Raw genomic sequence first — 23,364 nt, 5'->3', positions numbered from 1 at the left:
GAATAAAACATGAAAAAGAAGAACTTGCCCTTGATGGTCGGCATTGCGGCCGTCGCAACCGGCGCAGCCTGGTGGTACTGGAGCTCCTCGGCGGGGAACACGGCCGTTGCCAAGGTGTCGCCACCGGTACCGGTGGTGCTGGCCAAAGCCGTCGCCCAGGACATGCCGGTCGTCCTGACCGCAGTGGGACGAGCGGAGGCTTACGAGACGGTGACCGTCAAGTCGCGGGTCGATGGCCAGGTCGCCAGCCTGCAATTCACTGAAGGCCAGCATGTGCGCCAGGGCGAGGAACTGATCCGCCTTGACGGCAATGATTTCACCCTCCGCCTGCAGCAGGCCGAGGCGGCGCTGGCGCGCGACGATGCACAACTGGCCAAGGCGAAGGCCGACACCGAGCGCTATGTTGCGCTGCGTGCGCGCAACTTCGTCTCCGAGGAAAAGGTCAATGAAATGCGCAGCAACGAGGCCGCGCTGAGCGCCACCCGCCGCGCCGACCAGGCGGCGCTGGAGCTGGCCCGCTCGCAGCTTTCCTACACCAGCATCCGCGCGCCGTTTGCCGGTGTGGTCGGCGCCAAGCTGGTGTTTCCCGGTGCTACAGTCAAGGCCAACGACACCGGGCTGGCCGTGATCAATCGCGTGCAGCCGCTCTATGTCGGCTTCGCGCTGCCGGAAAAATACCTGCCGCGTCTGCGCGCCGCGCAAGCCAAGGCCGAGAAGGTCGAGAGGGCGGGGCTGACGGTCAGCGTCAATCTGCCCGGCGAGCGGCAGACGACTTTTACCGGCCAGGTCCGCTTTGTCGACAATACGGTCGACGCCGCCACCGGCACGATTTTGCTCAAGGCCCTGTTCGAGAACCGCAACGAAGCCCTGATGCCCGGCCAGTTTCTCAACCTGACGCTGAATCTGGATACGCTGGATAACGTCGTTGCGGTGCCCAGCGAGGCGATCCAGCAGGGGCCGGATGGCGCCTTCGTCTATGTCGTCGAGGCGGAAGACAAGGTGGCCGTGCGCAAGATCGAGGTCGGTGCCAGTCATGCCGGTGCGACGGCCGTGCTCAAGGGGATTGCCGCCGACGAAACGGTGGTTACCGATGGTCAGCTGCGCCTGACGCCAGGCGCCAAAGTGGTGGCGAAGAAGCCGGCCGCGGCGCCGGCTGCCGTTCCGGCCAAATAAGCGGAGCCGCGCATGCAACTGCCTGAACTGTGTATCCGCCGGCCGGTGATGACGACGCTGCTGATCGCGGCGGCGGTCATCTTTGGCGTCATTGCCTACCGCGCACTGCCGGTTTCCGAACTGCCCAGCGTCGATTTTCCGACCATTTCGGTCAGTGCCAGCCTGCCCGGCGCCTCGCCGGAAACCATGGCGGCCGCCGTGGCAACGCCGCTCGAAGGGCAGTTCTCGACGATTGCCGGGCTCGATTCGATGACCTCGACCAGCGCCCAGGGCTCGACCTCGATCACGCTGCAGTTCTCGCTCGAGCGCAATATCGATGCGGCGGCGCAGGACGTGCAGTCGGCGATTTCCGCGGCGCTGCGCAAGCTGCCGCCCAACATGCCGACGCCGCCGTCCTTCCGCAAGGTCAATCCGGCCGATTCGCCGGTCTTCTACATCGCGCTGTCGTCGCCGACGCTACCGCTGCCGGTGGTCGACGAATACGCCCAGACGCAGCTTGCGCAGCGACTGTCCACGGTGCCCGGCGTGGCGCAGGTGCAGGTGTACGGCGCCCAGAAATTCGCCGTCCGCATCCGCGCCAACCCGGATCAGCTGGCAGCGCGCGGCATGGGTATCGACGAGTTGCAGCAGGCGATCAGCCAGGCCAACGTCAACCAGCCGGTCGGGATTTTTGACGGCATCCGCCAGACCTTCGCGATCAAGGATAACGGCCAGCTTGCCAATGCCGCCGCCTACCGGCCGCTGATCGTTGCCTGGCGTAACGGTGCGCCGATCCGCCTGGAAGAGGTCGCCACACCGGTCGACGCCGTCGAGAACAACAAAATCGCCAGCTGGAACGTGGACAAGCGCGCCATCGTGCTCGCCATCCAGCGCCAGCCGGGCAGCAACACCATCGAGACGGTCGATTCGATCAAGAAGATCCTGCCCGGCTTCCAGGCCAAGCTGCCGGCGGCGATCGAGATGACGACGCTGTACGACCGCAGCATCTCGATCCGCGAGGCCATCGACGACGTGCAGTTCACGCTGCTGCTGGCCGGCGCCCTGGTTATCCTGGTCATCCTGCTTTTCCTGCGCAACCTGTCGGCGACGGTGATTCCCGGTCTGGCGCTGCCGATTTCGGTGATCGGCACCTTCGCCGTGATGTACGCGCTCGGCTACAGCCTCGACAACCTGTCGCTGCTCGCGCTGACGCTGGCGGTCGGTTTCGTTGTCGACGACGCGATCGTCATGCTCGAGAACATCGTGCGCCACATGGAAGCCGGCGAAACGCCATTCGAGGCGGCGATCAAGGGGGCGCGCGAAATCGGCTTCACGATCATCTCGATGACCATTTCGCTGATCGCGGTGTTCATCCCGGTGCTCTTCATGAGCGGCATCGTCGGTCGCCTGCTGCACGAATTCGCGGTCACCATCTGCGCCGCCATCCTGGTCTCCGGCTTCGTCTCGCTGACCCTGACGCCGATGCTGTGCAGCCGCTATCTCAAGCACATCGAGGCCGAGCAGCACGGTCGCGTCTTCAATGCCTTCGAGCGTTTCTTCGAGGCGATGAAGAATGCCTACGAGCGCAGCCTGTCCTGGGCAATGGCGCGGCCGCGCCTGATTCTGGCCAGTTTCTTCCTCAGCCTGGCGTTGACCGTGCTGGCCTTCGTCTCGGTGCCCAAGGACTTCATCCCGAGCGGCGACAGCGGCCAGCTGATTGCCTTCACCGAAGGCGCGCAGGATGCTTCCTTCGCTTCCATGGTCGAGCATCAGCGGGCGGCCGCGGCGATTGTCGCGCAGGACCCGAACATCCGTTCCTTCATGTCCTCGGTCGGCAGCGGCGGCATCCGGCCGACGTCGAATACCGGCACCATCTTCATGCTGCTCAAGCCGCGCGACGAGCGCGAGCTGACGCCGGACCAGATCATCCAGCAACTGCGTCCCAAGCTCGCTGCCATTCCCGGCCTCAAGGTGTACATGCAGAATCCGCCGGTGATCCGCATCGGCGGCCAGCTGACCGCGGCGCAGTACCAATACACACTGCAGGACACCGATCTTGACGAACTTTACGAGTGGACCGGCAAGCTGCTCGGCGAAATCCGCAAGCTGCCCGGTTTTGTCGATGTCACCAGCAATCTCAACAACCAGAGCCCGGTCGTCGCGCTCGACATCGACCGCGACAAGCTGTCCTCGCTCGGCCTGACTTATGCCCAGGTCGAGGATGCGCTGCAGAGCGCTTTCAGCTCGCGCCAGATCTCGACCATCTACGGTGCCGCCAACCAGTACCAGGTGATTCTCGAAGTGGCGCCCGAATTCCAGGCCGAGCCGGCGATGCTGTCGCGCCTCTATGTGCGGGCGAGCGGCGGCAAGCTGGTGCCGCTCGACACGGTGGCGCGGATCAGCCGCAAGACGCAGGCGCTGACCGTCAATCACCAGGGCCAGCTGCCCTCGGTGACGATTTCCTTCAACCTGCTGCCCGGCGTTTCGCTGGGCGATGCGGTCGACCGCATCAAGGGCATGGAAAGCCGGATCAGCCTGCCGGTGGCGCTCAATACCAGCCTGCAGGGCACGGCGCAGGCCTTCCAGTCATCGTTGAAGGGTCTCGGCGTGCTGTTGCTGATCGCCATCCTGGTCGTCTATATCGTGCTCGGCATCCTGTACGAGAGCTTCATTCACCCGCTGACCATTCTTTCCGGCCTGCCGGCGGCCGGTCTCGGTGCGCTGGTGACGCTGCTGCTGTTCGGCGTCGATCTCAGTCTCTACGCCTTCGTCGGCGTCATCATGCTGATCGGTATCGTCAAGAAAAACGCCATCATGATGATCGACTTCGCGCTTGATCAGCAGCGCAACAAGCTGGTCGCCGCGCGCGAAGCGATTTTCAACGCCTGCATCATCCGCTTCCGGCCGATCATGATGACGACCATGGCGGCGCTCGCCGGCACCCTGCCGATCGCGCTCGGCATCGGCGCCGGTGCCGAAGTGCGCCGGCCGCTCGGCCTGGCCGTGGTCGGCGGCCTGCTGCTGTCGCAGTTCCTGACCCTCTACCTGACGCCGGTCGTCTATCTCTATCTCGACCGTTTCGTGCCGAAGGCGGTGCCGGTCGAGGAATAAGCGCGTCCGGCTCAGGCCGGGCCGGGCGTCTCGCCAGTGCAGCCGCTGCGCCGGACGTCCCTGGCGCCGGCTTCGTTGCCCCGGCTGGCCGGCTGGAATTTCGACAGCTTGCGCTGCAGGGTGCGCCGGTGCATTTTCAGGATTTCGGCCGTGCGGCTGATGTTGCCGTCGTTCTCGGCCAGCACCTGGCTGATATGCGCCCTTTCCAGCGCTTCGAGCGGCATGCGCTCGCTGCTCGGCACGGCCCGGGCGGCAAGATCGCGTTTGAAGAGTGCGGCGAGGATGGCGCTCGCCTCGACCGGTTTGACCAGGTAGTCGGCGGCGCCCTGCTTGATGCAATTGACGGCAACCGGCAGGTTGCCGCAGCCGCTCAGCACGACGATGCGGCAGGCGGGCAGGGCGGCGCGCAGCGGCGCAATCAGGTTGATGCCCGAGTCGTCGCCGAGATTGAGGTCGAGCAGTACGAAATCCGGCTGCTGCTCTTCAGCCAGCCGCAGTACCGCCGCGTAATGGCCGGTGTCGCTTACCACCAGGCCATGCCGCCGCAAGGCGCGCGCCAGGCTGTGGCGAAAGACGTTGTCATCGTCGATGACCAGCACGCGGCTTGCCGCCAAACCCGTTCCCTGTGTCATTTTGCCTCGTCCGGGATGGAAAAGCGCGGACCATAACAGCCTGAAAAACAAGGGGAAAGTGGCAAATTGTCGCACCCCTCCTGCGACAATTTGCCACTTTCGGCTTGTGTAACGAATGGTAACAATGCGCCCCGCGGCAAATTGCCGCCCGTACCGGTCGACGCGCAAAAAACACAAGAAATGCCCGCCGGTGCGATCTCCGAATTTCAGGGAAGGGGTTACGGCGTGTCCTTGTTTTTTCCGCGCAGCTACGGCAATCCATCCGGTCGCGAGCATGCCGCCGGCGGCATCGGTTCGGCCCTGCTCGTGCATGGGCTGCTGGTGGCCCTCGTCGTTTTGGGTATCGGCCACGCCGACAGCGTGATCGACGTGGCACGGCCGCTCGCCGTGCGCATGGTCGAGGCGGTTCGGCCGGAAGAGAAGAAAGTGTTGCCGCCACCGCCCAAGGTGCTGCCACGCCAGCCGCAGAAAACCCAGCCGGTACCGATTCTTGCCAGCAAGACGGAAAGCGCCACGAGCAATTTCGTCGTGCCGGTCCAGCCGCCCGTTCCCGCCGCTCTGCCAGCGCCGGCTCCGGCGCCGGTCGCCGTTGCTGCGGTCGAGCCGCTGGTCGAGGCCCGTTTCGACGCCGATTACCTGTCCAACCCGAAGCCGCCCTATCCGCGCGCTTCGCGCCAGCTTGCCGAAACCGGCACCGTCTATCTGCGCGTCCATGTCGGCCCCGAGGGCCAGGCGCTCAAGGTCGAACTCAAGCGCAGCAGCGGTTTTCCCCGGCTCGACCAGTCGGCGCTCGACACCGTCGCCCAGTGGCGCTTCGTGCCGGCCAAGCGCGGCACGCTCCAGGTCGCTTCCTGGGTGGTCGTGCCGGTTGTTTTTTCCCTTTCTTAAGATCAGGAGTCATTCATGGGCATCATGCATTTCTGGAACCAGGGCGATATCGTCACCCATTCCATCGCGGTCGTGCTGGCCATTCTTTCGCTGCTCAGCTGGGCGATCATCGGCAGCCGCTTCTTTGCCCAGTTGAAGCTCAACCGTAGCATCGATCAGGCCTTCGACGCCTTCTGGGGCGCCGCCGATCTCGAGCGCGGCCTGGCCGCCATCCGGGAAAAGGATACGACCGGCATCTTTGCCGGCATGGCCGATACCGCGGCGCATGTCGCGAAAATGCATGCGCAGCAGAAGGAAGTGACGATAGGCGGCGGCATCTCGGTCAGCGAAGTGCTGACGCGCAGCCTGCGCAACTACATGGTGCATGCCCAGGCGCGCTGTGAATCGGGCCTGACCCTGCTCGCCTCGGTCGGTTCGACGGCGCCCTTCATCGGCCTGTTCGGTACGGTATGGGGCATCTACCACGCGCTGGTCGGTCTCTCCGGCGCCACCCAGGTGGTGCTCGACAAGGTCGCCGGGCCGGTCGGCGAGGCGCTGATCATGACGGCCGCCGGCCTGTTCGTCGCGATTCCCGCTGTGCTCGCCTACAACGCACTGAACCGCGCCAACCGCCTGTCGGCCGCCTACCTCGACGGCTTCGCGCACGACCTGCATACATTCCTGACCACCGGCTCGCGCTATGCGCTGGCCAAAGCAGCGTAGGGAGCGGCGATGTCTTTCGGTTCCTTCGGCGAAGGCCAGAACATGCCCATGGCCGACATCAACACGACGCCGCTGGTCGACGTGATGCTCGTCCTGCTCGTTATCTTCATCATCACCGCACCGCTCTTTCACCAGGCGATCCCGGTCGATCTGCCGCAGGTCAGCTCGAGCAAGCTCGACGACAAGCCGCTCGTCATCCAGTTGGCGATCGACGCGCAAGGCATCGTTTTCCTCGACGGCGAGGCGGTGCACCGCGACGCACTCGATGCGCGCTTCGCCGGACTCACCGCCGGCAACCCCGAGTTGCACCTGCGCGCCGACCGCTCGACCCGCTACGAAGTCGTCGCCGACGTGATGGCAGCAGCGCAGCGCAACGGCCTGATGAAGATCGCATTCGTGACGCAGCCGCAGGAAGCGCGCTGATTCCCGCTATTCCTTCTTATTTCATCCGATATTTCCGGAAATACCTTCTCATGAAAAATACGCACCTGCCTGACGTCTGCGCCCCTGCCTTTCGTCGGAAAATACTAGGCGCGCTGGTGGCCAGCGCTTTTGCCGGCACATTTGCACCAGCGTTTGCCGATGAAGACAGCCAGCTTTCCCACGTTGTAGTCAGTGCTTCAAAGATTGAACAAGCGACAGCCGAAGCGCCGTCCAATGTTTCGGTGATTACCGCCAGCAAGATTGAAAACTCGAATGCAATTCGCCTCGGCGACGTGCTGACGGCTCAGGTTCCTGCTCTTTATCTGCGCGGAGGCGCGGTCGGCAATACGAGCCGCGATGCCGGATCGTCCATCATTTCGCTGCGCGGGGCCTACGGGGCAAGAACCAAGGTGGTGATCGACGGCGTGGCTAGCCTGGCCGATGCTAATTCGGGCAACCTGAATCTCTCCACGCTTGGCCTGGGGGATGTCGAGCGGATCGAAGTCGTGCCCGGCGTTTCCTCCTCGCTATATGGCAGCGATGCCATTGGTGGCGTGATCAACGTGATCACCAAGGCACCGACCAAACGCGAGATCAATGCCGGCTATACGCAGGGCTTTGGCGATGGCGAGCGGACCAAGTATGAGTTTGGCTATCGCGATCGCTTCGCGAGCGGCCTCGGAGTTTCCTTGAGCTATTACCACCAGAAGATGGAGGGATATGCCAAGAATGACTTTCTCACGGTCAAGCCCGGTGCTTGCGGCACATGTACGACAGCGGTTTCGGGGTGGACGAAGACAGTCGATAACACGGGTGTGACGCAGTACATCATCGGTGACAAGGGGGCGGTTGCATCGACCGCCCAGAATTTCAATGCCACCCTGTTTTATGACATCTCGCCGGATAGCAAGGTCAAGGCAGGGCTTACCTACTATGACAGCAAGATCGGTTACAGCCCGTACAACCTTTACCTGAAGAGTGCGGCCGGTGACGTCACTCTTCCAGCGACCAACCTGCAGATTGACGGAAAACGCATTGCCAGCCTGACGGAAGCCTCGCTTTCCCTGCCCGGTGAGAACTCGAAAGTTGATAAGCGCTATTTTGCCGGTTACGAAGGCAAGATCTTCGGCGACTATTTGCTCAAGTTCGACGTTTCCCGTTTCGACCGCGATGCTTTCTACCTGTCCAAGGGGACTACAGCGGCAACTTCCTATTCCGGTGGTCCAGGTACGGCAACGCATACGCCGAACATCACGAACGATGCACAGCTTCAGTTGAGCTTTGGCGCCGGCAACGATCATTTCATCGTTACCGGGCTGGCCGTCAATACCGGGCAACTCAATCGCCGGGTCTATACCGTTTCCGACTGGCGTAACGACGACAGCAAAACGGCAACGACGGACAGTGCAGATGGTTACACCCGGACCAATTCGATTTTTATCCAGGATCAATACAGCCTCACCTCCGCCGCTACCCTCTATCTCGGGGCGCGTTATGACGACTGGTCTACGCATGGAACGATCAAGAAGCCGGCGGGCATCAATCCGCTGGTCAATGTCGATGAGCACTCCTATTCAGCACTGAGCCCGCGTGTTGCCCTGGTCTACAAGCTGATTGACGGGGTGACCCTGAAGTCGTCGATGGGGAATGCTTTCCGCGCGCCGACCCTGTACGACCTGTATGCCGCCGATACTGTTTCCGGTGCCAAGCTGATTACTTCCGATTTCAATCTCAAGCCGGAAAAAGCCCAGGCCTGGGATCTGGGAACGGAAATCAACCTGAAGAATGGAGCAAACATCCGGATGGCGTATTTCCATACCAAGATCAGCGACATGATCTATTCGAAGGAAACCACCTACACCGGGCCTTACACGGCATCCATTCCGGCTACGGTCACCATTCTCAGCCAGAAAACCAACGCCGCCGAAGGCCTGACCAAAGGGGTGGAGCTGAGCGGCGACATGCCGCTGACGCGCTGGCTGCGGGCCAGTGCCAGCTATACCTATACCGATGCGCGGATCACCAAGGACAACACCGGTACCGGCCTGCTCGACAAGCAATTGGTATTTGTTCCGAAGAACATGGCCAGCCTGGGGTTGGACGCCAAGTATCACCAGTGGTCCGGCAGCTGGCTGTCGCGCTATAGCGGTCTGACTTATTCCAATGCGACCAACAGCGACACCGAAAAGAACGTCTATGGCGGGGTGTCGAAGTATTGGGTATCCGACATGAAGCTCTCCTATCAAATCGACAGGAACTTCAAGGCGAGCTTCCTGGTGAACAACGTCTTCGACAAGAAGTACTACGAGTATTACCTGATGCCGGGACGCAATCTGGCGCTGCAGGTCTCGGCCTCCTTCTGATCGCTCGGACAGGTGCCGGCCCCGGTCGCGCCCCTGTCCGACGTTCTTTCCGTTATCCCGATATGACGAGGCAAGCTATGTCTTCCCTGGCGCTGACCGGCAAGAGCCGGCAATTGATCACCAAGCTCCATCGCTGGAGCGGGCTCGCCCTGCTGGCCTTTCTTTTTGTGGCTGCGTTCACCGGCGTATTTGTTTCCTTTCGCTGGGAAATCGACGCCTTTCTGAACCCGCAACTGTTCAAGGTTCAGCCGGGGGACAAGGCCTTGCCACAGTTGGAGCTGATCGGGCGGATCGAGACAGCCTTTCCCGACGCTTTGGTTTCGACCCTGACTTATCCGGCAGCACCGGATGAGGCGTTGCGGGTTTCCCTGAAATCGCGGATGGACGCGCATGTCGTGCACAAGCATGTGCCGGGCATGAAGTCGGCCGTTGCTTTCAATCAGGTATTTGTGAATCCGTATAGCGGTGAAATCCTCGGACAGAGAAATACCTCCGATTTCGCGGTCGACCGTGTCAACTTCATTCCCTTCATGCTGCGTCTGCATTACTCCCTGTTTCTCGAAAAATGGGGCGTCTGGCTGATGGGAGGAAGTGCCCTGGTCTGGCTGCTGTCGAGCTTTCTCGGTCTGACGCTGGCCTGGCCGCGACTCTGGCGCAGCATCAAGGCGTGGCGGCCGCTGCTGGGCATTCGCTCCCGCCAGGGCGGATACAAACTCAATTATGACCTGCATCGTTCAGCCAGTTTGCTGACCTTGCCGGTGATGATCGTGGTTGCATTCAGCTCGGCCTATTTCAATTTGCCGGACCTGGTCAAACCGGTCATTGGCGTGTTTTCTCCGATTTCCAGCACGTCGACCGTAGCCAGTGCCGGGAAGGTCGGGCTGGACGACTCGATTGTGCCTCCCGAGCAGGCTGCCGCAGCGGCCTTGCAGGTTTTGCCGGAGGCCCGGGTCAGCTATGTAAATCGTGATTTCACCAAGGGGCTATACGCCGTACGCCTCAAGCTGCCGACGGATGTCGCGCCGATTGGCAACAACACGGTGTATGTCCGCATGCGCGATGGCGTAGTGAGTTCGACCCGCTTGGCAGCCAATCGCAGTGGTGCCGATACCTTTATTGCCTGGCAAATGCCTCTGCATTCCGGCGTGGCATTCGGCCTGGCCGGCCAGATCATCATCTGTCTCTGTTCATTGGCCCTGCTGGCGATGTGCGTGACCGGCTTCAACGTCTGGTTGCGCAAGCACCGTAGCGAAAAGGACCTGGCCATGCGGCGCCGGGCGCGCCAGACACCGGTATCTGAGCAACAGGCAGCGGCGCCGATCGAAGCGTGAATATCTTTCAAAACCAGGAAAGGGGTCTTCCCATGAAATCTCCGGTTCATTTTGCTGCGCTATTGCTTGCCGCCCTGTTGTTCGTTCCCGGCGCGGCCCAGGCGGCGCCCGAGTTGTTCTGGCTGACCGACAGCGCACCGAAAAAGGCACAGCCTGCGGCGACGCACGCGCATGGCAATACCGATGCCGTGATGAACGGCGAGGAGGCTGACACCATTCACAACTCGACCAAGCGCCTTTGGTTCCGAGAGGGCGATCAGTTGTCCGATGCGGCCTACCTCGACGAGAAAGCGTTCTCCGGCAAACTGCTTTTGCGTGATGCGCTCGGTAAGCGTAGTACGGTCGATCAGACGCCGGCAAGCGGCCTGGCGCACAGCAAAATGGAGTTCAAGGAACTCGGCTTCAACAATGCTTACGCCCGTCGTGAGTTGTTGAGCGAGCAAACCCTATGGGTCCAGACAGCCAAGGCGGAAGTGCTCAAGGGAAGTTGCTGCGAACGCGAGGTTGCCCCCGAGCAACTCAAGGCGATCAGCGATCCGGAGCAGCCGCTCGAGTTGGTGCGCCAACACATGGACAAGGAGAAGCTGTTCACCCGTATCGTTTCGGGTGACACGCTGCAGTTCACCGTGCTTGGCCGCGGCCAGCCGCTGGCCGGGGTGCCGGTCACCATGCTGACGCAGCAGGGCTGGCAAAAGAAGGCCATCTCGAACGAACAGGGCGTCGTCGAATTTACGCTGATTCGCGATTACTTTCCGGCCTGGAACGACTTCCGTCGCCGTACCAAGGAAAACTTTGTCCTGGTCGCCGACCGCGAGGTGGCCGAGGCCGGCACGCTCCAGGGAAGTGCCTATAAGAAAGTCCATTATCAGGCCACCCTGTCCGGCAAATACGCGCCATCACCCAATGACTACAAGTCTTACGCCTATGGCCTCGGTATTGCCGTATTCGTGCTCGCTTTCGGCGGGCTGGGGGTTTATCTCTATCGCCGGCGCCGGGTAAAGCCCTTCCAGGAAGTCCGCTTCAGTGAAGGGAGCTGAGGTGGGGCGAGTGAAGGCCGCTTTCGACATGGTCGACTGGAACCGTTTCCGCTTCTGGCTCCAGTTGTCCTTTTTCATTTTGTTCGTCTATGGCGGCTATGTCGGGATCAATCTCGGCAACAACCTGCCGACCTTTTCCTGCGGCTACAACACCGAAGGACGCGGCGGGATGTGCTACCTGATCCCGCTGCAACACCAGTTCGCCTGGAAGTGGGAGAAGCTGTTCAGCACCGCCGCCCTGACCATCCTGACCGGCTTTCTGACTTTCGGCCTGTGGTTCATCGTTTTCAACAAGGGCTGGTGCGGGCTGGCCTGCCCGCTCGGCACGATCCAGGACTGGATTACCGCATTGCGCCGCCGCCTGGGCATTCGTTACGGGCGCTATACCCTGGAACAATTCCGCGTGCTGGCGCAGATCAAGTACGTCCTGCTTGCCCTGATGCTGCTGATCCCGCTCGGTATCGGCGCCGGCTGGTTCTCGAAGGACATGGGGTCGCCTTTCTGCATGATTTGTCCCGGCCGGATGATCATTCCGACCCTGACCGGAAAATTCGATCACTGGACGATCGACTTCTCGACGACGGCAAAAATGGTCATGACAACCCTGGGCATGGTGGTCGCTGGCCTGTTTTTCGTCGGCGCTTTCGTCAAGAAGCGCTTCTTCTGCTTCTTCTGCCCGATGAGCGCCCTGCATTACCTGATTTCCAAACCGGCCCTGCTCACCCTGAAAAAGGACGGCAGCAAATGTACGCGCTGCGGTGATTGCTATCGGGTTTGCGACATGGAGATCAAGGAAATTGCCGACGACGTCAGCAACCCGCGAATCATGATGGACGACTGCACGCTGTGCCTCAAGTGTGTTGCCTCCTGCCCGGAACCCGGCGCCCTGAAGGCCAAGTTTGCCACCATTACCTTCTTTGAATCGACCGAAGCGGGATTCATCAAACGCATGCACAAAGGAATCCATCTTGACCAACCGAAGTCCTGAGCGCCAGCCCGTTCCGTTTCACCAGAGCCGGCAGGCGCGTGAGGCGGAGGTCATGCTTGATCACATCGTCGATGACTTTCTCGAAAATCCGGCCGGGATGAGCTATTTCTACGATTTGTTCCGCAAGGTCTATATCCGCGGCGAGTCGCTGGAGAGGCAGGGACCGCAGGTCGGCATCACCTGCATCCAGGCCCCGGAGGAACTGATTTATGCGCACGGCGCCTCGCCGGTCCGGCTGTGCAATGGGTCGTATCACTACGACCAGATCGGCGCCGATTTCATGCCGGCCAAATCCTGTTCGCTGGTCAAGGCGACACTGGGCATGCTGTGTTCCGAGAACGCCATTCCCAAACTGGGCAAGCTCGACCTCATCGTCAATCCGACGACCTGCGACCAGAAAAAGAAATCCAGCGCGATGATGGAAGGGATGGGCCATGTCGTACATGACCTGGAGTTTCCCAACGTCAAGGAAAGCGAAGCCTCGCGAGTCTATTGGCAGCGTTCGGTCCGACAGTTCTCGGAACGTCTGCGCGCCCTGACCGGCGAAAAACTGACCAAGCCGAAACTGCGCGCAGCGATGGCCAAGACGGCCCGCGCCCAGGCTGCTTTCCGGAAGATGAACGGCTTCCGGAAGAGTTCGCCCTCGGTATTTCTCGGCAAGGATGCCTTTCTGGTCACCAATGCCTACTTTTTTGACGATATCGAGCGGTGGACTGCTGCGCTCGAAGTGCTGAATCTCGAATTGGCCGAACGCGAAAAAGCGGCTTTCAACGCCGCCCAGAAAAAAGCGCCGCGCATTGTGTTTACCGGTTCGCCGCCGATCTTCCCGAACCTGAAGCTGCCCCTGCTCATCGAGCAGGCCGGCGGCGTCGTGGTGGCTGACGAAACCTGTTCGGCCAACCGCATGCTCTACGACATGACGGCGGTCGACGAATGGCTGCTCAACGACATGGTCGACAGTCTGGCCGACAAGTATCTCAAGCCCTGCACCTGCCCGATCTTTACCCGCAACGATGATCGCCTGCGTCGCTTGCTCGAACTGGCAAGCACTTTCAAGGCCGATGGAGTCGTCTATCAATCCTTTGCCGGTTGCCAGGTTTACGAAATGGAGCAGCGCAGCGTTTCGGATGCCCTGAACAAGGCGGGCATTCCGATGCTGTACATCGAAACCGACTACAGCCCGGACGACATGGGGCAGTTATCGACCCGGATCGAGGCTTTTCTCGAATCCATCAAGACCCGGAAAAGGCAGCAACGGACATGAGCTATTTCGCAGGAATCGATATCGGATCGACCGCCATCAAGGTAGCCCTGGTTGATGCCGAAGGGAAGATCAAGGGTGTCCATGTCGCCGATTCAGGCAGCCTCTTTCACAAGAACGCCAAGGAAGCCTTGCGCGTTTTGCTGGAAAAAAGCGGGGTCGACCGCAGCGAGGTTAAATACCTGATTGCCACCGGTTACGGCCGGAAACTGTTCAAGGAGGCCGATGACTCGATCAGCGAAATCACCGCCAATGCGATCGGTGCCCACGAAACCGGAAAGGCCTATGGCGGGGTGCGGACCATCATCAACATCGGCGGCCAGGATTCGAAAGCCATCCAGATCGACGACGCCGGTTGCGTGACGAATTTCGTCATGAATGACAAGTGCGCCGCCGGGACCGGGCGCTTTCTCGATGTCGCCGCGCGCAACATGGATATCGACCTCGAGGAACTGGGTGATTACCACTTCAACGGCAAAGGGGCGCCGCTGTCGATCAACAGCACCTGCACGGTCTTTGCCGAATCGGAAATCATCGGGCTGCTGGCCAACGGGCACGGCAAGGAAGAGATCGTGGCCGGCATCCATTATTCGATTGCCAAGCGCACGGTTCGTCTCGCCAAGCGGGTCGGGATCGAGGATCGGGTCTATTTCGATGGTGGACCGGCGCTCAACAAGGGCCTGGTGGCCGCCATCCAGGACGAACTGCAGCGGGAGCTGGTGGTGCCCGAATATCCGCAGACCACGACGGCTTACGGCGCGGCGGTGCTGGCGCGCAGCGAGTACCTGGCCGATCTGAAGGACGGGCTTTGAGCCTGGCACCGGATGCGGTCAGTGCCATCGGACTGCCCATGGCACTGGGGCTGGGCATGCTCTACGGTCTCGGCCCCTGTCTGGTCAGTTGCCTGCCGTATCTGGGGCCGGTGTTCCTGAATGCGGATCAGGGCGTCAGGCAGTCCTGGAAAATCCTGCTGCCCCTGTCGCTCGGGCGACTGACGGTTTATTCCGGATTCGGTGCGATCAGCGGTTGGTGGGGGGCGCGTTTCGTGGCTGGGGTCGAGGGCTGGGTGGTGCATCTGGCGATCGGCCTGGCGATGCTGCTGGTGGGCGTTTCCCTGCTCTCCAGGCGGTGCCGTGGATCGTCGTGCAAGGCCGGGTCGGCTGGCGAAGCCGTTGTCGCATGGTCATCGCGCAAGCCTCCTGCGGCGACGCAGATGATGCCGTTCGGCCTGTTCCTGATGGGGGTGGGCATGGCGCTGACACCTTGCGCACCCTTGAGCGCGGTTCTGATTTCGTCTGCGGCGACCGGTAGTTCCGGTTTGGGCGCACTGCTTGGTCTGTGTTTTGGTTTGGGGGCGATAACCGCACCGTCACTGGTTTATGGCGTTGTGGTGGCGTATTTCGGTGAGCAGTTGCGAGCCCGGCTCGGCACCTGGCTGCCGCGTCTGGAAGGACTTAGCGCAGGTTTGCTGGTTGCCGTGGGCATCACGCAGTTGCTGCGCCTGTATTGAAGATCGGAGTCATCAGTTGAAACCAGTATTTATCCTGCCTCTTGCCCTTTCCTGCCTGGGTGCTGTTCAAGCCCAGGAGCGGGTGCTTGCCGAAGTGACGGTCAACGCGACCGGCTCCGATATTGACGAAAGGCGGCAGGCGGCAACGCAAAAGACAATCATCGACCGCCAGGGCATCGAGGCGACTGGCGGTTTGTATGTGGGCGAAGTACTCAGCAAGCTGCCCGGCATCGATGCCGGAGTTCCCAGTAGCGACGGTTCGGTGGCCTTGCGATCGCGCGGCATGGTCAGGGATTCCGTACAAGTATTGATCGATGGCGAACGTCCACCGGGTGATGCCCGCCATGCCTTGCTGATTGTCGCGCGCATGCCGGCCGGCGAATTGGAGCGGGTTGAGATCATGAAAGGCGCGACGGCCGAATTCGGCAGCTCGACGCCGGTGACTGTCAATCTGGTGACCAACAAGGCGAGGCGAAACGATTCTTTGACTTTCAAGGCGGCAGGCGGTGTCCGGGGTGACGAGCCGGTTGCCCAGCTATCCCTGACCAAGACCGGCAGCAGTGGTGCGTGGTCGTGGAGTATTCCCCTGTCGATCAGCCAGTCGAACAGCCCGGTCGACAAGCGTCTGATTCGACAGGAGTCGAATGCCGGGGTACGCACGCTCTGGCAAACGGATCGCGAACAGGGGCGTAACCAGATATCCGAGCTTTTCCTTGGTCCCAAGCTGAACTGGAAGGAAGGGCAAAGCAGCTTCAGCCTGTGGCCGATGTTGTTCATGGCGAAGGGCGAGCGTACCGCGACTTTGACGCGTGACGAATACGCCGACCCGGTGCTCGGAACCGGCGCGAGTACCGTATTGCAGCGCAATGACCGGGAAGAAAGCGACCGGCGGGCGGCGCGCTTGCGTTTCGAAGGAGAAACCGTAGTGGCGGGCAGCAAGTTGTCCGCCCGCCTGACCCTGGTCAATAGCGAACAGAATCGGGACGTGACGCGCGACAGCAGTGGCGTGCGATCGACAGAGCGCTATCGGCGCGGTGAGGATGAAGTTAACGCGGCTTTGCGGGCCGATCACGGCTGGGCCGATCACGTTTCGGCCTTGGGCCTGGAGTACATCACCCTGAATCGTACCGAACGTCAGAATTACACCGGGACTTTTACCGGCAGCGATGTTTTCCGCGCGAAAGAAAAGCAGGCAACGCTCTGGTTGCAGGATGAATGGGCGCTTGCCAAGGACTTTAGTCTGACGACCGGGGTCCGGGGCGAGTCGATCGATCTTGCCGCTGATTCTCCGGGCAAACAGCATGCCGCGCTTTCCCCCTCCATTTCCGCTCGCTGGGAGTTCAGCGAGGGCTGGGTATTCCGCTCATCGCTCGGTATGGGCATGAAAGCGCCAAAACTCGAAGAAATCAGCAATGCGCCGGTCCGTTCGGTCAGCACCAACTCGCCGCTGGAAGCGGATCGTCGGGGAAACCCGGATCTGCGGCCGGAGAAGTCGACCAGCCTGGATCTGGCGCTCGAACATTACTGGCCGGGCGAGATTGCGGTTGTCGGCCTGAATGCCTATGTGCGCGACACCTCCGACTTCATCGAACGCCGTACCGTACTTGAGGGCGCCCGCTGGGTCGAGCGTCCCTACAACGAAGGCGATGCCCGGCACTGGGGCGTCGAAATCGACGGCAAAATCAAGGGCGAGCTGATCGGCCTGGCCGGCGGTTCCTTGCGCACTCACCTGACCCTGCCACGGGCGACGGTTGAAGACAGGCGTCTGGGTGTCAGTCGCGCGGCGCGTGAGGTACCCAGCTATGTCTGGACGCTGGGTTACGATCAGACCTTGTCCAGTCTTGCCTCGAATGCCGGCGTTCTGCTGCAACAGACTGGCAAGACAAAGACCGATGTTCCCGGAGAGTTGTGGGCGGAAAACAAGGCGCGTTCGGTGCTCGACGCCTACTGGGTGAGAAAGGTCAGCCGTTCGGTCAATCTTCGTCTGACTTTGCAGAACATTCTCGGCGATGACAGCCGGCGCACGGTGCGCGCCTATTCTGGTGGACAGGACTGGCAGTTGGGCAGCCTGGACAAGCAACCACGCTCGGCTCTCCTGACGCTGGAAGGGAAATGGTAAGCATGCAGCGCATCTCTTCTTTGATCGCTGGCCTGTTATTTTCGTCTTGGCTGCTGCCATTGCAGGCGCAGCAGGTCCGGCCGGAAACGAGCATTAAATGGCGCCAGTCGGCCTATCAGGTGATGAGCTGGAGTACTTCGCGCATTCGTGCCAACGTCGAGGGGCAGTTCAGCCGTGACGAGGTGATTCGGTCGGCCAGCCTGCTCAATGCGCTCGCGACAGCCGGCATGGGAGGCTTGTATCCGCCGGGTAGCGAGAGTGGAAGCGGCTGGCATGAAACGACGGCACGCCCGGAAATCTTCCGCAATCCGGCATTGGCCGGCGAGCGTGCCGGCGCCTTGGCACGCGAGGCCGGCACCCTGCTGACTGTTGCCCAAGCGGCGGATGTAGCTGCCATCAAGCAGCAGTATGGCAAAGTGGTACAGGCCTGCCGGGCCTGCCACGACGACTTCAAGATTCGCGAATGATGGTGTATCGGGCGCAAGGCAGAGTTTTGTCGGTGCTTGATGCAGACGCTTAACCTGCGCCTCTCTGGCCAGAACCTGCTGAAAACCGACATCCGCCGCCAGCAGGAAGCCTACGCCGGCGCTGTGTCATGGTCCCTGAACCCGACCGAACGTGGGGTAAGGATGGTGATGCTGGCGCTGGAGGGGAAGTGGTGAGATGGAGTGCTATTTGTGGGTGTGTGCCGCTTTGAGAATCTGACGCTCAGGAATGCTTGAATTAGGCGCCCCCGCTGTGATACCGATGAATAAGTTGTATGTAGGCACGGTTCAGGAACAGCGATAACTCGGCCATAGCCTTCATCTCAGAGGTGAAGGATTTCGCAGAGAGGAGCTCTTGATCAAAGAGGGGCTCTCCTGTTTCCTCATCAATCTGTAGCTTTGGGCTGGAGCGCAGAATTCCTTGATCCTCTTCACCTGCCTTGAGTTCAATGAACGCTGAATGAAGTATCCGGTTTCTGTCTCTGCGTAGTTGATGCAACTGCCTGACTGAGGATGCAGAGGAATTCTCGAAATCGGCTTCTAATTCTGCGGGTAATTTGCACTTTGGAAGGGCCTGCAAGAAAAGTTCATGGACGCGATCCACGAGCTTTTCGTTGGTGAGGTTTCGCAGATCCGGAGGTGGCCATTTCAAACGATCTGGATCGATGACGAACCATCCAATCTCCCGTAGCTTATTCTCAATCCTTTGGAACGAGACTTCAAATTCCCCAATGTGTTGGTAGACCAGTTGTTCGTTGTTCACTGAGCGCTCCGTGGTTCCGAACCGTTGCTTAACGGACCTAGCGGCCCGCATGAAAACAATCGGGGATCATGGCAATTCAAAATAATTGCTCGACTCGTTGAGGGTAGGCTCCGGCAGACATGTCTATCTACAAGGAGAAAAACTTGAATGGCGGCTCTAAACGGAATCCCTCCGCCCCTCAATCCAGCAACATCGCCTCTTTCAGCGCTGCCGGCAACAGTTTCCGGTGCCAGAAATCTTCATGGCCGAAGTTGTTTTCGACGCGCAGCGCGCAGCCTTTTTCCAAAGCAAGCTGGGTGGGTTTGCCGTTTTCGCGCAGTTTGGCGGCGTCCATGCGTTTGCCGAGGGCGACGCCGGAGAGGCCGAAGGGTTTGCCGATTTCGGTGATTTTCATCCATACCGAGCGGTCGACCGCTACGGGGGCGGCAATTCCGATGGCGCGCTTGGAGAGGGCGTCGGCTTCGCCGTTTTCTTCGCGCGGAATCCAGCACAGGCGGACCCTGGCGATCTGCGTCCGCAGTTCGCGCACCGTCTTGCAGAGCGGCACCAGGCTTTGCGAGTTGATCAGCCATTCGCCATTGACCTGCTTGATCACCAGCTGGCTGTCGCCATAGACGACCAGGTCCTGCACGCCGGCGTCGACGGCGGCGTCGAGCACCGCCATCAGGGCGCAGTATTCCGCTTCGTTGTTGGTGCCTTCGCCGATTTCCTGGGCGATCTCGACGATCTGGCCGGCCGGGCCCTTGAGCACGGCGCCGATACCGCGCAGGCCGGGGTTGCTGTGCTTGGTCGCACCGTCAAACCATGCCTGCCAGGTGTTATCGCTCATTGCGGCCGATTTACTCGACGGTGACCGACTTGGCGAGGTTGCGCGGCTTGTCCACATCCGTGCCCTTGACCAGCGCGACGTGATACGAAAGCAGTTGCAGCGGGATGACGTGCAGGATGGGCGACAACTCGCCGTAGTGTTCCGGCAGACGCAGGATGTGCACGCCTTCCGAAGCCTGGATTTCGGAGTCGGCGTCGGCGAAGACGTAGAGTTCGCCGCCGCGTGCCTGGACTTCCTTGAGATTGGATTTGAGCTTGTCGAGCAGCTGGTCGTTCGGTGCCACAGAAATGACCGGCATGTTGGCGTCGACCAGCGCCAGCGGCCCGTGCTTGAGCTCGCCGGCCGGGTAGGCTTCGGCGTGGATGTAGGAAATTTCCTTGAGCTTGAGCGCGCCTTCCATGGCGATCGGGTAATGCCGGCCGCGCCCGAGGAACAATGCGTGGTGCTTGTCGGCAAAATGCTTGGACCAAGCGACGATCTCGGTTTCGAGCTGCAAAACTTTGTGCACCGCTACCGGCAGGTGGCGCAGCTGGTCGAGGTAGGCGGCTTCCTGTTCGGCGCTCAGGCGACCCTTGACCTTGGCGGCGACGAGCACGAGCAGGAAGAGCGCGGCGAGCTGGGTGGTGAAGGCCTTGGTCGAGGCGACGCCGATTTCCGGGCCGGCGCGGGTGATGAAGCGCAGCGCGCATTCGCGCACGATGGCCGATTCCGGCACGTTGCAGATGGCCAGCGTCTTGGTCTGGCCGAGCGCCTTGGCGTGGCGCAGTGCGGCCAGGGTGTCGGCGGTTTCGCCGGATTGCGAGATGGCGACGATCAGTTGGCGCGGGTTGGGCACCGAGACGCGGTAGCGGTATTCGCTGGCGATCTCGACATTGCACGGCACGCCGGCGATGGCTTCGAGCCAGTAACGGGCGGTGTAGCCGGAGTGGCTGCTCGTGCCGCAGGCGAGGATCAGGATGGAATCGACGTCGGAGAGCAGCGCTGCGGCGTCGGCACCGAAGATGCCGGGCTGGATGCTCTTGCTGCCGCCGATCATTTCCAGCGTGTTGGCCAGCGCTTCCGGCTGCTCGAAGATTTCCTTCTGCATGTAGTGCTGGTAGTTGCCGAGTTCGACGGCGGCGGCCGACAGTTGCGAAACATGCACCGGCCGCTCGACCGGCGTGCCGTCGAGGCGGGCGATGTTGACGCTTTTAGCGGTCAACTCGGCAATATCGCCGTTTTCCAGGTAGACCATGTTGCGCGTCACCTGGAGCAGGGCCGAGGCGTCGGACGCTGCGTAGTTGCCGGTTTCGGAAACGCCGAGCAGCAGCGGCGAGCCTTCGCGGGCGACGATGACCTTGCCCGGCTGCTTGGCGTCGATCACGGCGATGGCGAAGGCGCCAACCAGGCGGCGGCAGGCGAGCTGCACCGCCTTGAACAGGTCAGGTTCGCTCTTCAGCGTGGCTTCGACGAGGTGGGCGATGCTTTCGGTGTCGGTGTCCGAGGTGAACACGTAACCCTGAGCGCTCAGTTCGCGGCGCAGGCTTTCGTAATTCTCGATGATGCCGTTGTGCACCACGGCAATGCTGCCGGAAACATGCGGGTGGGCATTGCGTTCGCTCGGCACGCCGTGCGTCGCCCAGCGCGTGTGGGCGATGCCGGTCACGGCGCTGGTGCCGGCCGCGGCGGCTTCGAGTTCGGCAACGCGGCCGGTCGAGCGCACGCGCTCGATGCCGCCGGCCCCGATCACGGCCAGCCCGGCCGAGTCGTAACCCCGGTATTCGAGCTTTTTCAGGCCTTCAACGAGGGTGCCTACGATATTGCTGCCGGCTGCTGCCGCGACGATGCCGCACATGAGAGTTCCTTAAAGCTTGTAGTAGTCGCGATACCAGGCGACGAAACGATTGACGCCTTCCTGGATAGCGGTGGACGGTGCGAAGCCGACCCATTCGTTGAGCAGCGCGGTATCGGCGTAGGTCGCCGGCACATCGCCGTCCTGCATCGGCAGCAGGCGCTTCTCGGCCTTCTTGCCGATGCCGGTTTCGATGGCGCCGATGAAGTCGAGCAGTTGCACCGGATCGTTGTTGCCGATGTTGAAGACGCGGTAGGGCACGTTGCTGGTTGCCGGATCGGCTTCGTCCGGCACGTAGCCGGGATTCGGCTCGGCGACGCGGTCCATGGTGCGGATGACGCCTTCGACGATGTCGTCGATATAGGTGAAATCGCGCTGCATGTTGCCGTGGTTGAAGACGTCGATCGCCCGGTCGTTGAGGATGGCGCCGGCAAACAGGAAGGGCGACATGTCCGGGCGGCCCCACGGGCCATAGACCGTGAAGAAGCGCAGGCCGGTGGTGGGTAGGCCGTAGAGATGGCTGTAGGTGTGCGCCATCAGCTCGTTGGCCTTCTTGGTCGCGGCATACAGGCTGACCGGGTGGTCGACGCTGTCGTGCTCGGAGAAGGGCATCTTGGTGTTGCCACCGTAGACGCTGGAGCTGGAGGCATAGACCAGGTGCTGCACCTTGTTGTGGCGGCAGCCTTCGAGGATGTTCACGAAGCCGACCAGGTTGCTGTCCACGTAGGCGTGCGGATTCTTGATCGAGTAGCGCACGCCGGCCTGGGCGGCGAGGTGGATGACGCGGTCGAATTTCTCGTCGGCGAACAGCTTCTCGATGCCCGGACGGTCGGCGATGTCGAGCTTGATGAAGCGGAAGTTGGCATGCGGCTGCAACTGCGCCAGACGCGCTTCCTTGAGCGAGACTTCGTAGTAGTCGTTGAGGTTGTCGATGCCGACCACTTCGTCGCCGCGCGCCAGCAGGCGCAGGGCGGTGCTCATGCCGATAAAACCCGCACTGCCGGTTACCAGGATTTTCATGCTTTTTCTCCAGTGCGGGTTTCAGAGAAGGCTAATGCGCCTTGGCGCGTTACGCCGGAACTAAACCCGGCGGCGCCGGTGACGAGAATTTTCATGTTCAGGATCCTGCGAGGGAAAGTCGGGATTTTACCGCAGCGCAGCAGAGTCGTTCCTGCGCTCCAGCATCTTGGAATATTTCATGAAGCTGTTGAAACAGCCGATGGCGATGTGGATCAGCCCGGGCAGACCATCGCGGAAGCCCTGGCGGATGAAATAGAACTTGATGAAGCGCACCAGCGGGCTGAGCGCGATGCGCGCAAAACCGGTGCGCTTGCCGGCAGCCAGTGCCATCTCGGCGGCCAGCGTGGTGTAGCGGTTCTGCTTGGCGAGATAGGCGGCCAGCGTTTCGGCCGAGTCGTGCAGCAGGTCGCCGGTCAGCGTGCCGACGCTGGCGTTGGTGATGATCTTTTCGTGCACGGCATCGTCCGACCAGCGCGCCTGGCGGCGGTCAAACAGGCGCAGGCTCCAGTCCGGATAGCCTTCGCCATGGCGCAGGTAGCGCCCGAGAAAACGGTTGCAGCGCGCGAAGCGGTAGGCAGCGGTCGACGGTGCGACAAGGGCCTTTTCGATGGCCGCCTGCAGTTCGGGCGTGACGCGTTCGTCGGCATCGAGGCAGAGCACCCAGTCATGGGTGGCGGCGTCGACGGCGAACTGTTTCTGCGGCCCGAAGCCCAGCCAGTCCTGATCGATGACGCGGGCGCCATGGCGTTCGGCCAGTTCGCACGTGCCGTCGGTGCTGCCGGAATCGACGACGACGATCTCGTCGGCGAAGCGGGCGCTGTGCAGGCAGGCTTCAAGCTGTGTTGCCGCATTGAGCGTGATGATGGCAACGGATAGCGGCTGGCGCGAAGCGGGCATTTATAATGGCGACTTTGAAAAG

The 23,364-nt window shown here is 61.4% G+C and carries 21 protein-coding genes; 15 read left to right on the top strand and 6 right to left on the bottom strand.

Going from position 1 to position 23,364, the window contains the following annotated elements:
* Positions 1-9 precede the first annotated feature (9 nt).
* Both KI612_RS18675 and KI612_RS18670 read left to right on the top strand, forming a co-directional pair.
* The gene (locus KI612_RS18675; RefSeq protein WP_226441557.1) at positions 10-1,173 is read left to right on the top strand and encodes an efflux RND transporter periplasmic adaptor subunit; all 1,164 of its coding nucleotides are present in this window, start codon (positions 10-12) and stop codon (positions 1,171-1,173) included.
* Positions 1,174-1,185: 12 nt separating this feature from the next.
* Positions 1,186-4,263 (top strand): efflux RND transporter permease subunit, encoded by a 3,078-nt coding sequence (locus tag KI612_RS18670; RefSeq protein WP_226441556.1) that lies wholly within the window; start codon positions 1,186-1,188, stop codon positions 4,261-4,263.
* An 11-nt stretch (positions 4,264-4,274) separates the two neighbouring features.
* Here the strand turns inward: KI612_RS18670 and KI612_RS18665 are convergent, their stop codons facing one another.
* A complete protein-coding gene (locus KI612_RS18665) occupies positions 4,275-4,895 on the bottom strand; it encodes a response regulator transcription factor (protein ID WP_226441555.1) in 621 nt (206 codons plus the stop codon).
* A gap of 225 nt (positions 4,896-5,120) precedes the next feature.
* Between KI612_RS18665 and KI612_RS18660 the strand changes: the two genes are divergently transcribed.
* From KI612_RS18660 to KI612_RS18600, 13 genes are all read left to right on the top strand, one after another.
* Positions 5,121-5,783, top strand: a complete 663-nt coding sequence (locus KI612_RS18660) for an energy transducer TonB (protein WP_226441554.1) — start codon at positions 5,121-5,123, stop codon at positions 5,781-5,783.
* A 15-nt stretch (positions 5,784-5,798) separates the two neighbouring features.
* On the top strand, positions 5,799-6,485 hold the full coding sequence (locus KI612_RS18655; RefSeq protein WP_226441553.1) for a MotA/TolQ/ExbB proton channel family protein: 687 nt from the start codon (positions 5,799-5,801) through the stop codon (positions 6,483-6,485).
* A 9-nt stretch (positions 6,486-6,494) separates the two neighbouring features.
* Entirely contained in the window at positions 6,495-6,908 is a 414-nt protein-coding gene (locus KI612_RS18650; RefSeq protein WP_226441552.1) for an ExbD/TolR family protein, read from the top strand.
* 50 nt (positions 6,909-6,958) lie between these two features.
* On the top strand, positions 6,959-9,271 hold the full coding sequence (locus tag KI612_RS18645) for a TonB-dependent receptor (protein ID WP_226441551.1): 2,313 nt from the start codon (positions 6,959-6,961) through the stop codon (positions 9,269-9,271).
* A gap of 77 nt (positions 9,272-9,348) precedes the next feature.
* Positions 9,349-10,602: a PepSY-associated TM helix domain-containing protein gene (locus KI612_RS18640; protein WP_226441550.1), complete on the top strand. Its 1,254-nt coding sequence runs from the start codon at positions 9,349-9,351 to the stop codon at positions 10,600-10,602.
* 32 nt (positions 10,603-10,634) lie between these two features.
* On the top strand, positions 10,635-11,639 hold the full coding sequence (locus KI612_RS18635; RefSeq protein WP_226441549.1) for a hypothetical protein: 1,005 nt from the start codon (positions 10,635-10,637) through the stop codon (positions 11,637-11,639).
* A gap of 10 nt (positions 11,640-11,649) precedes the next feature.
* Positions 11,650-12,627: a 4Fe-4S binding protein gene (locus KI612_RS18630; protein WP_226441548.1), complete on the top strand. Its 978-nt coding sequence runs from the start codon at positions 11,650-11,652 to the stop codon at positions 12,625-12,627.
* Entirely contained in the window at positions 12,608-13,891 is a 1,284-nt protein-coding gene (locus KI612_RS18625; RefSeq protein WP_226441547.1) for a double-cubane-cluster-containing anaerobic reductase, read from the top strand. Before KI612_RS18630 ends, KI612_RS18625 begins: the two co-directional genes overlap by 20 nt.
* Positions 13,888-14,700 carry an acyl-CoA dehydratase activase gene (locus tag KI612_RS18620; RefSeq protein WP_226441546.1) on the top strand — a complete coding sequence of 271 codons (813 nt, stop codon included), beginning with the start codon at positions 13,888-13,890 and terminating at the stop codon, positions 14,698-14,700. Before KI612_RS18625 ends, KI612_RS18620 begins: the two co-directional genes overlap by 4 nt.
* Positions 14,697-15,398, top strand: a complete 702-nt coding sequence (locus tag KI612_RS18615; protein ID WP_226441545.1) for a sulfite exporter TauE/SafE family protein — start codon at positions 14,697-14,699, stop codon at positions 15,396-15,398. The genes KI612_RS18620 and KI612_RS18615 overlap by 4 nt, the downstream gene beginning before the upstream one ends.
* A 16-nt stretch (positions 15,399-15,414) precedes the next feature.
* Positions 15,415-17,517 carry a TonB-dependent receptor plug domain-containing protein gene (locus KI612_RS18610; RefSeq protein WP_226441544.1) on the top strand — a complete coding sequence of 701 codons (2,103 nt, stop codon included), beginning with the start codon at positions 15,415-15,417 and terminating at the stop codon, positions 17,515-17,517.
* Between the two features lie 2 nt (positions 17,518-17,519).
* The gene (locus KI612_RS18605) at positions 17,520-17,984 is read left to right on the top strand and encodes a c-type cytochrome (protein WP_226441543.1); all 465 of its coding nucleotides are present in this window, start codon (positions 17,520-17,522) and stop codon (positions 17,982-17,984) included.
* 36 nt (positions 17,985-18,020) lie between these two features.
* Complete coding sequence (locus KI612_RS18600) at positions 18,021-18,179, top strand: hypothetical protein (RefSeq protein ID WP_226441542.1); 159 nt, start codon at positions 18,021-18,023, stop codon at positions 18,177-18,179.
* Between the two features lie 61 nt (positions 18,180-18,240).
* Here the strand turns inward: KI612_RS18600 and KI612_RS18595 are convergent, their stop codons facing one another.
* The 5 genes from KI612_RS18595 to KI612_RS18575 all read right to left on the bottom strand — a co-directional run bounded on the left by KI612_RS18595 (position 18,241) and on the right by KI612_RS18575 (position 23,342).
* Positions 18,241-18,765 carry a hypothetical protein gene (locus tag KI612_RS18595; RefSeq protein WP_226441541.1) on the bottom strand — a complete coding sequence of 175 codons (525 nt, stop codon included), beginning with the start codon at positions 18,763-18,765 and terminating at the stop codon, positions 18,241-18,243.
* 178 nt (positions 18,766-18,943) lie between these two features.
* Positions 18,944-19,594: a ribonuclease HI family protein gene (locus KI612_RS18590; RefSeq protein WP_226441540.1), complete on the bottom strand. Its 651-nt coding sequence runs from the start codon at positions 19,592-19,594 to the stop codon at positions 18,944-18,946.
* A gap of 10 nt (positions 19,595-19,604) precedes the next feature.
* Positions 19,605-21,428 carry a glutamine--fructose-6-phosphate transaminase (isomerizing) gene (glmS, locus tag KI612_RS18585; RefSeq protein WP_226441539.1) on the bottom strand — a complete coding sequence of 608 codons (1,824 nt, stop codon included), beginning with the start codon at positions 21,426-21,428 and terminating at the stop codon, positions 19,605-19,607.
* Positions 21,429-21,437: 9 nt separating this feature from the next.
* Positions 21,438-22,445: an NAD-dependent epimerase gene (locus KI612_RS18580; protein ID WP_226441538.1), complete on the bottom strand. Its 1,008-nt coding sequence runs from the start codon at positions 22,443-22,445 to the stop codon at positions 21,438-21,440.
* Between the two features lie 126 nt (positions 22,446-22,571).
* Positions 22,572-23,342 carry a glycosyltransferase family 2 protein gene (locus KI612_RS18575; protein WP_226441537.1) on the bottom strand — a complete coding sequence of 257 codons (771 nt, stop codon included), beginning with the start codon at positions 23,340-23,342 and terminating at the stop codon, positions 22,572-22,574.
* Positions 23,343-23,364: the final 22 nt, after the last annotated feature.

The organism is Quatrionicoccus australiensis (genome assembly GCF_020510525.1).
Classification (GTDB): Bacteria; Pseudomonadota; Gammaproteobacteria; order Burkholderiales; family Rhodocyclaceae; genus Azonexus; species Azonexus australiensis_B.
Note: the sequence above shows the minus strand (reverse complement) of the source record. Positions and strands in the feature narration are given on the sequence as shown.

Excerpts from the sequence above, each read along its gene's own strand:
- KI612_RS18665 (WP_226441555.1), bottom strand. The coding sequence starts at position 4,895 with ATGACACAGGGAACGGGTTTGGCGGCAAGCCGCGTGCTGGTCATCGAC.
- KI612_RS18650 (WP_226441552.1), top strand. The coding sequence starts at position 6,495 with ATGTCTTTCGGTTCCTTCGGCGAAGGCCAGAACATGCCCATGGCCGAC.
- KI612_RS18675 (WP_226441557.1), top strand. The coding sequence starts at position 10 with ATGAAAAAGAAGAACTTGCCCTTGATGGTCGGCATTGCGGCCGTCGCA.
- KI612_RS18635 (WP_226441549.1), top strand. The coding sequence starts at position 10,635 with ATGAAATCTCCGGTTCATTTTGCTGCGCTATTGCTTGCCGCCCTGTTG.
- KI612_RS18590 (WP_226441540.1), bottom strand. The coding sequence starts at position 19,594 with ATGAGCGATAACACCTGGCAGGCATGGTTTGACGGTGCGACCAAGCAC.
- KI612_RS18640 (WP_226441550.1), top strand. The coding sequence starts at position 9,349 with ATGTCTTCCCTGGCGCTGACCGGCAAGAGCCGGCAATTGATCACCAAG.
- KI612_RS18580 (WP_226441538.1), bottom strand. The coding sequence starts at position 22,445 with ATGAAAATCCTGGTAACCGGCAGTGCGGGTTTTATCGGCATGAGCACC.
- KI612_RS18655 (WP_226441553.1), top strand. The coding sequence starts at position 5,799 with ATGGGCATCATGCATTTCTGGAACCAGGGCGATATCGTCACCCATTCC.
- KI612_RS18620 (WP_226441546.1), top strand. The coding sequence starts at position 13,888 with ATGAGCTATTTCGCAGGAATCGATATCGGATCGACCGCCATCAAGGTA.
- KI612_RS18645 (WP_226441551.1), top strand. The coding sequence starts at position 6,959 with ATGAAAAATACGCACCTGCCTGACGTCTGCGCCCCTGCCTTTCGTCGG.
- KI612_RS18605 (WP_226441543.1), top strand. The coding sequence starts at position 17,520 with ATGCAGCGCATCTCTTCTTTGATCGCTGGCCTGTTATTTTCGTCTTGG.
- KI612_RS18670 (WP_226441556.1), top strand. The coding sequence starts at position 1,186 with ATGCAACTGCCTGAACTGTGTATCCGCCGGCCGGTGATGACGACGCTG.
- KI612_RS18575 (WP_226441537.1), bottom strand. The coding sequence starts at position 23,342 with ATGCCCGCTTCGCGCCAGCCGCTATCCGTTGCCATCATCACGCTCAAT.
- glmS (WP_226441539.1), bottom strand. The coding sequence starts at position 21,428 with ATGTGCGGCATCGTCGCGGCAGCAGCCGGCAGCAATATCGTAGGCACC.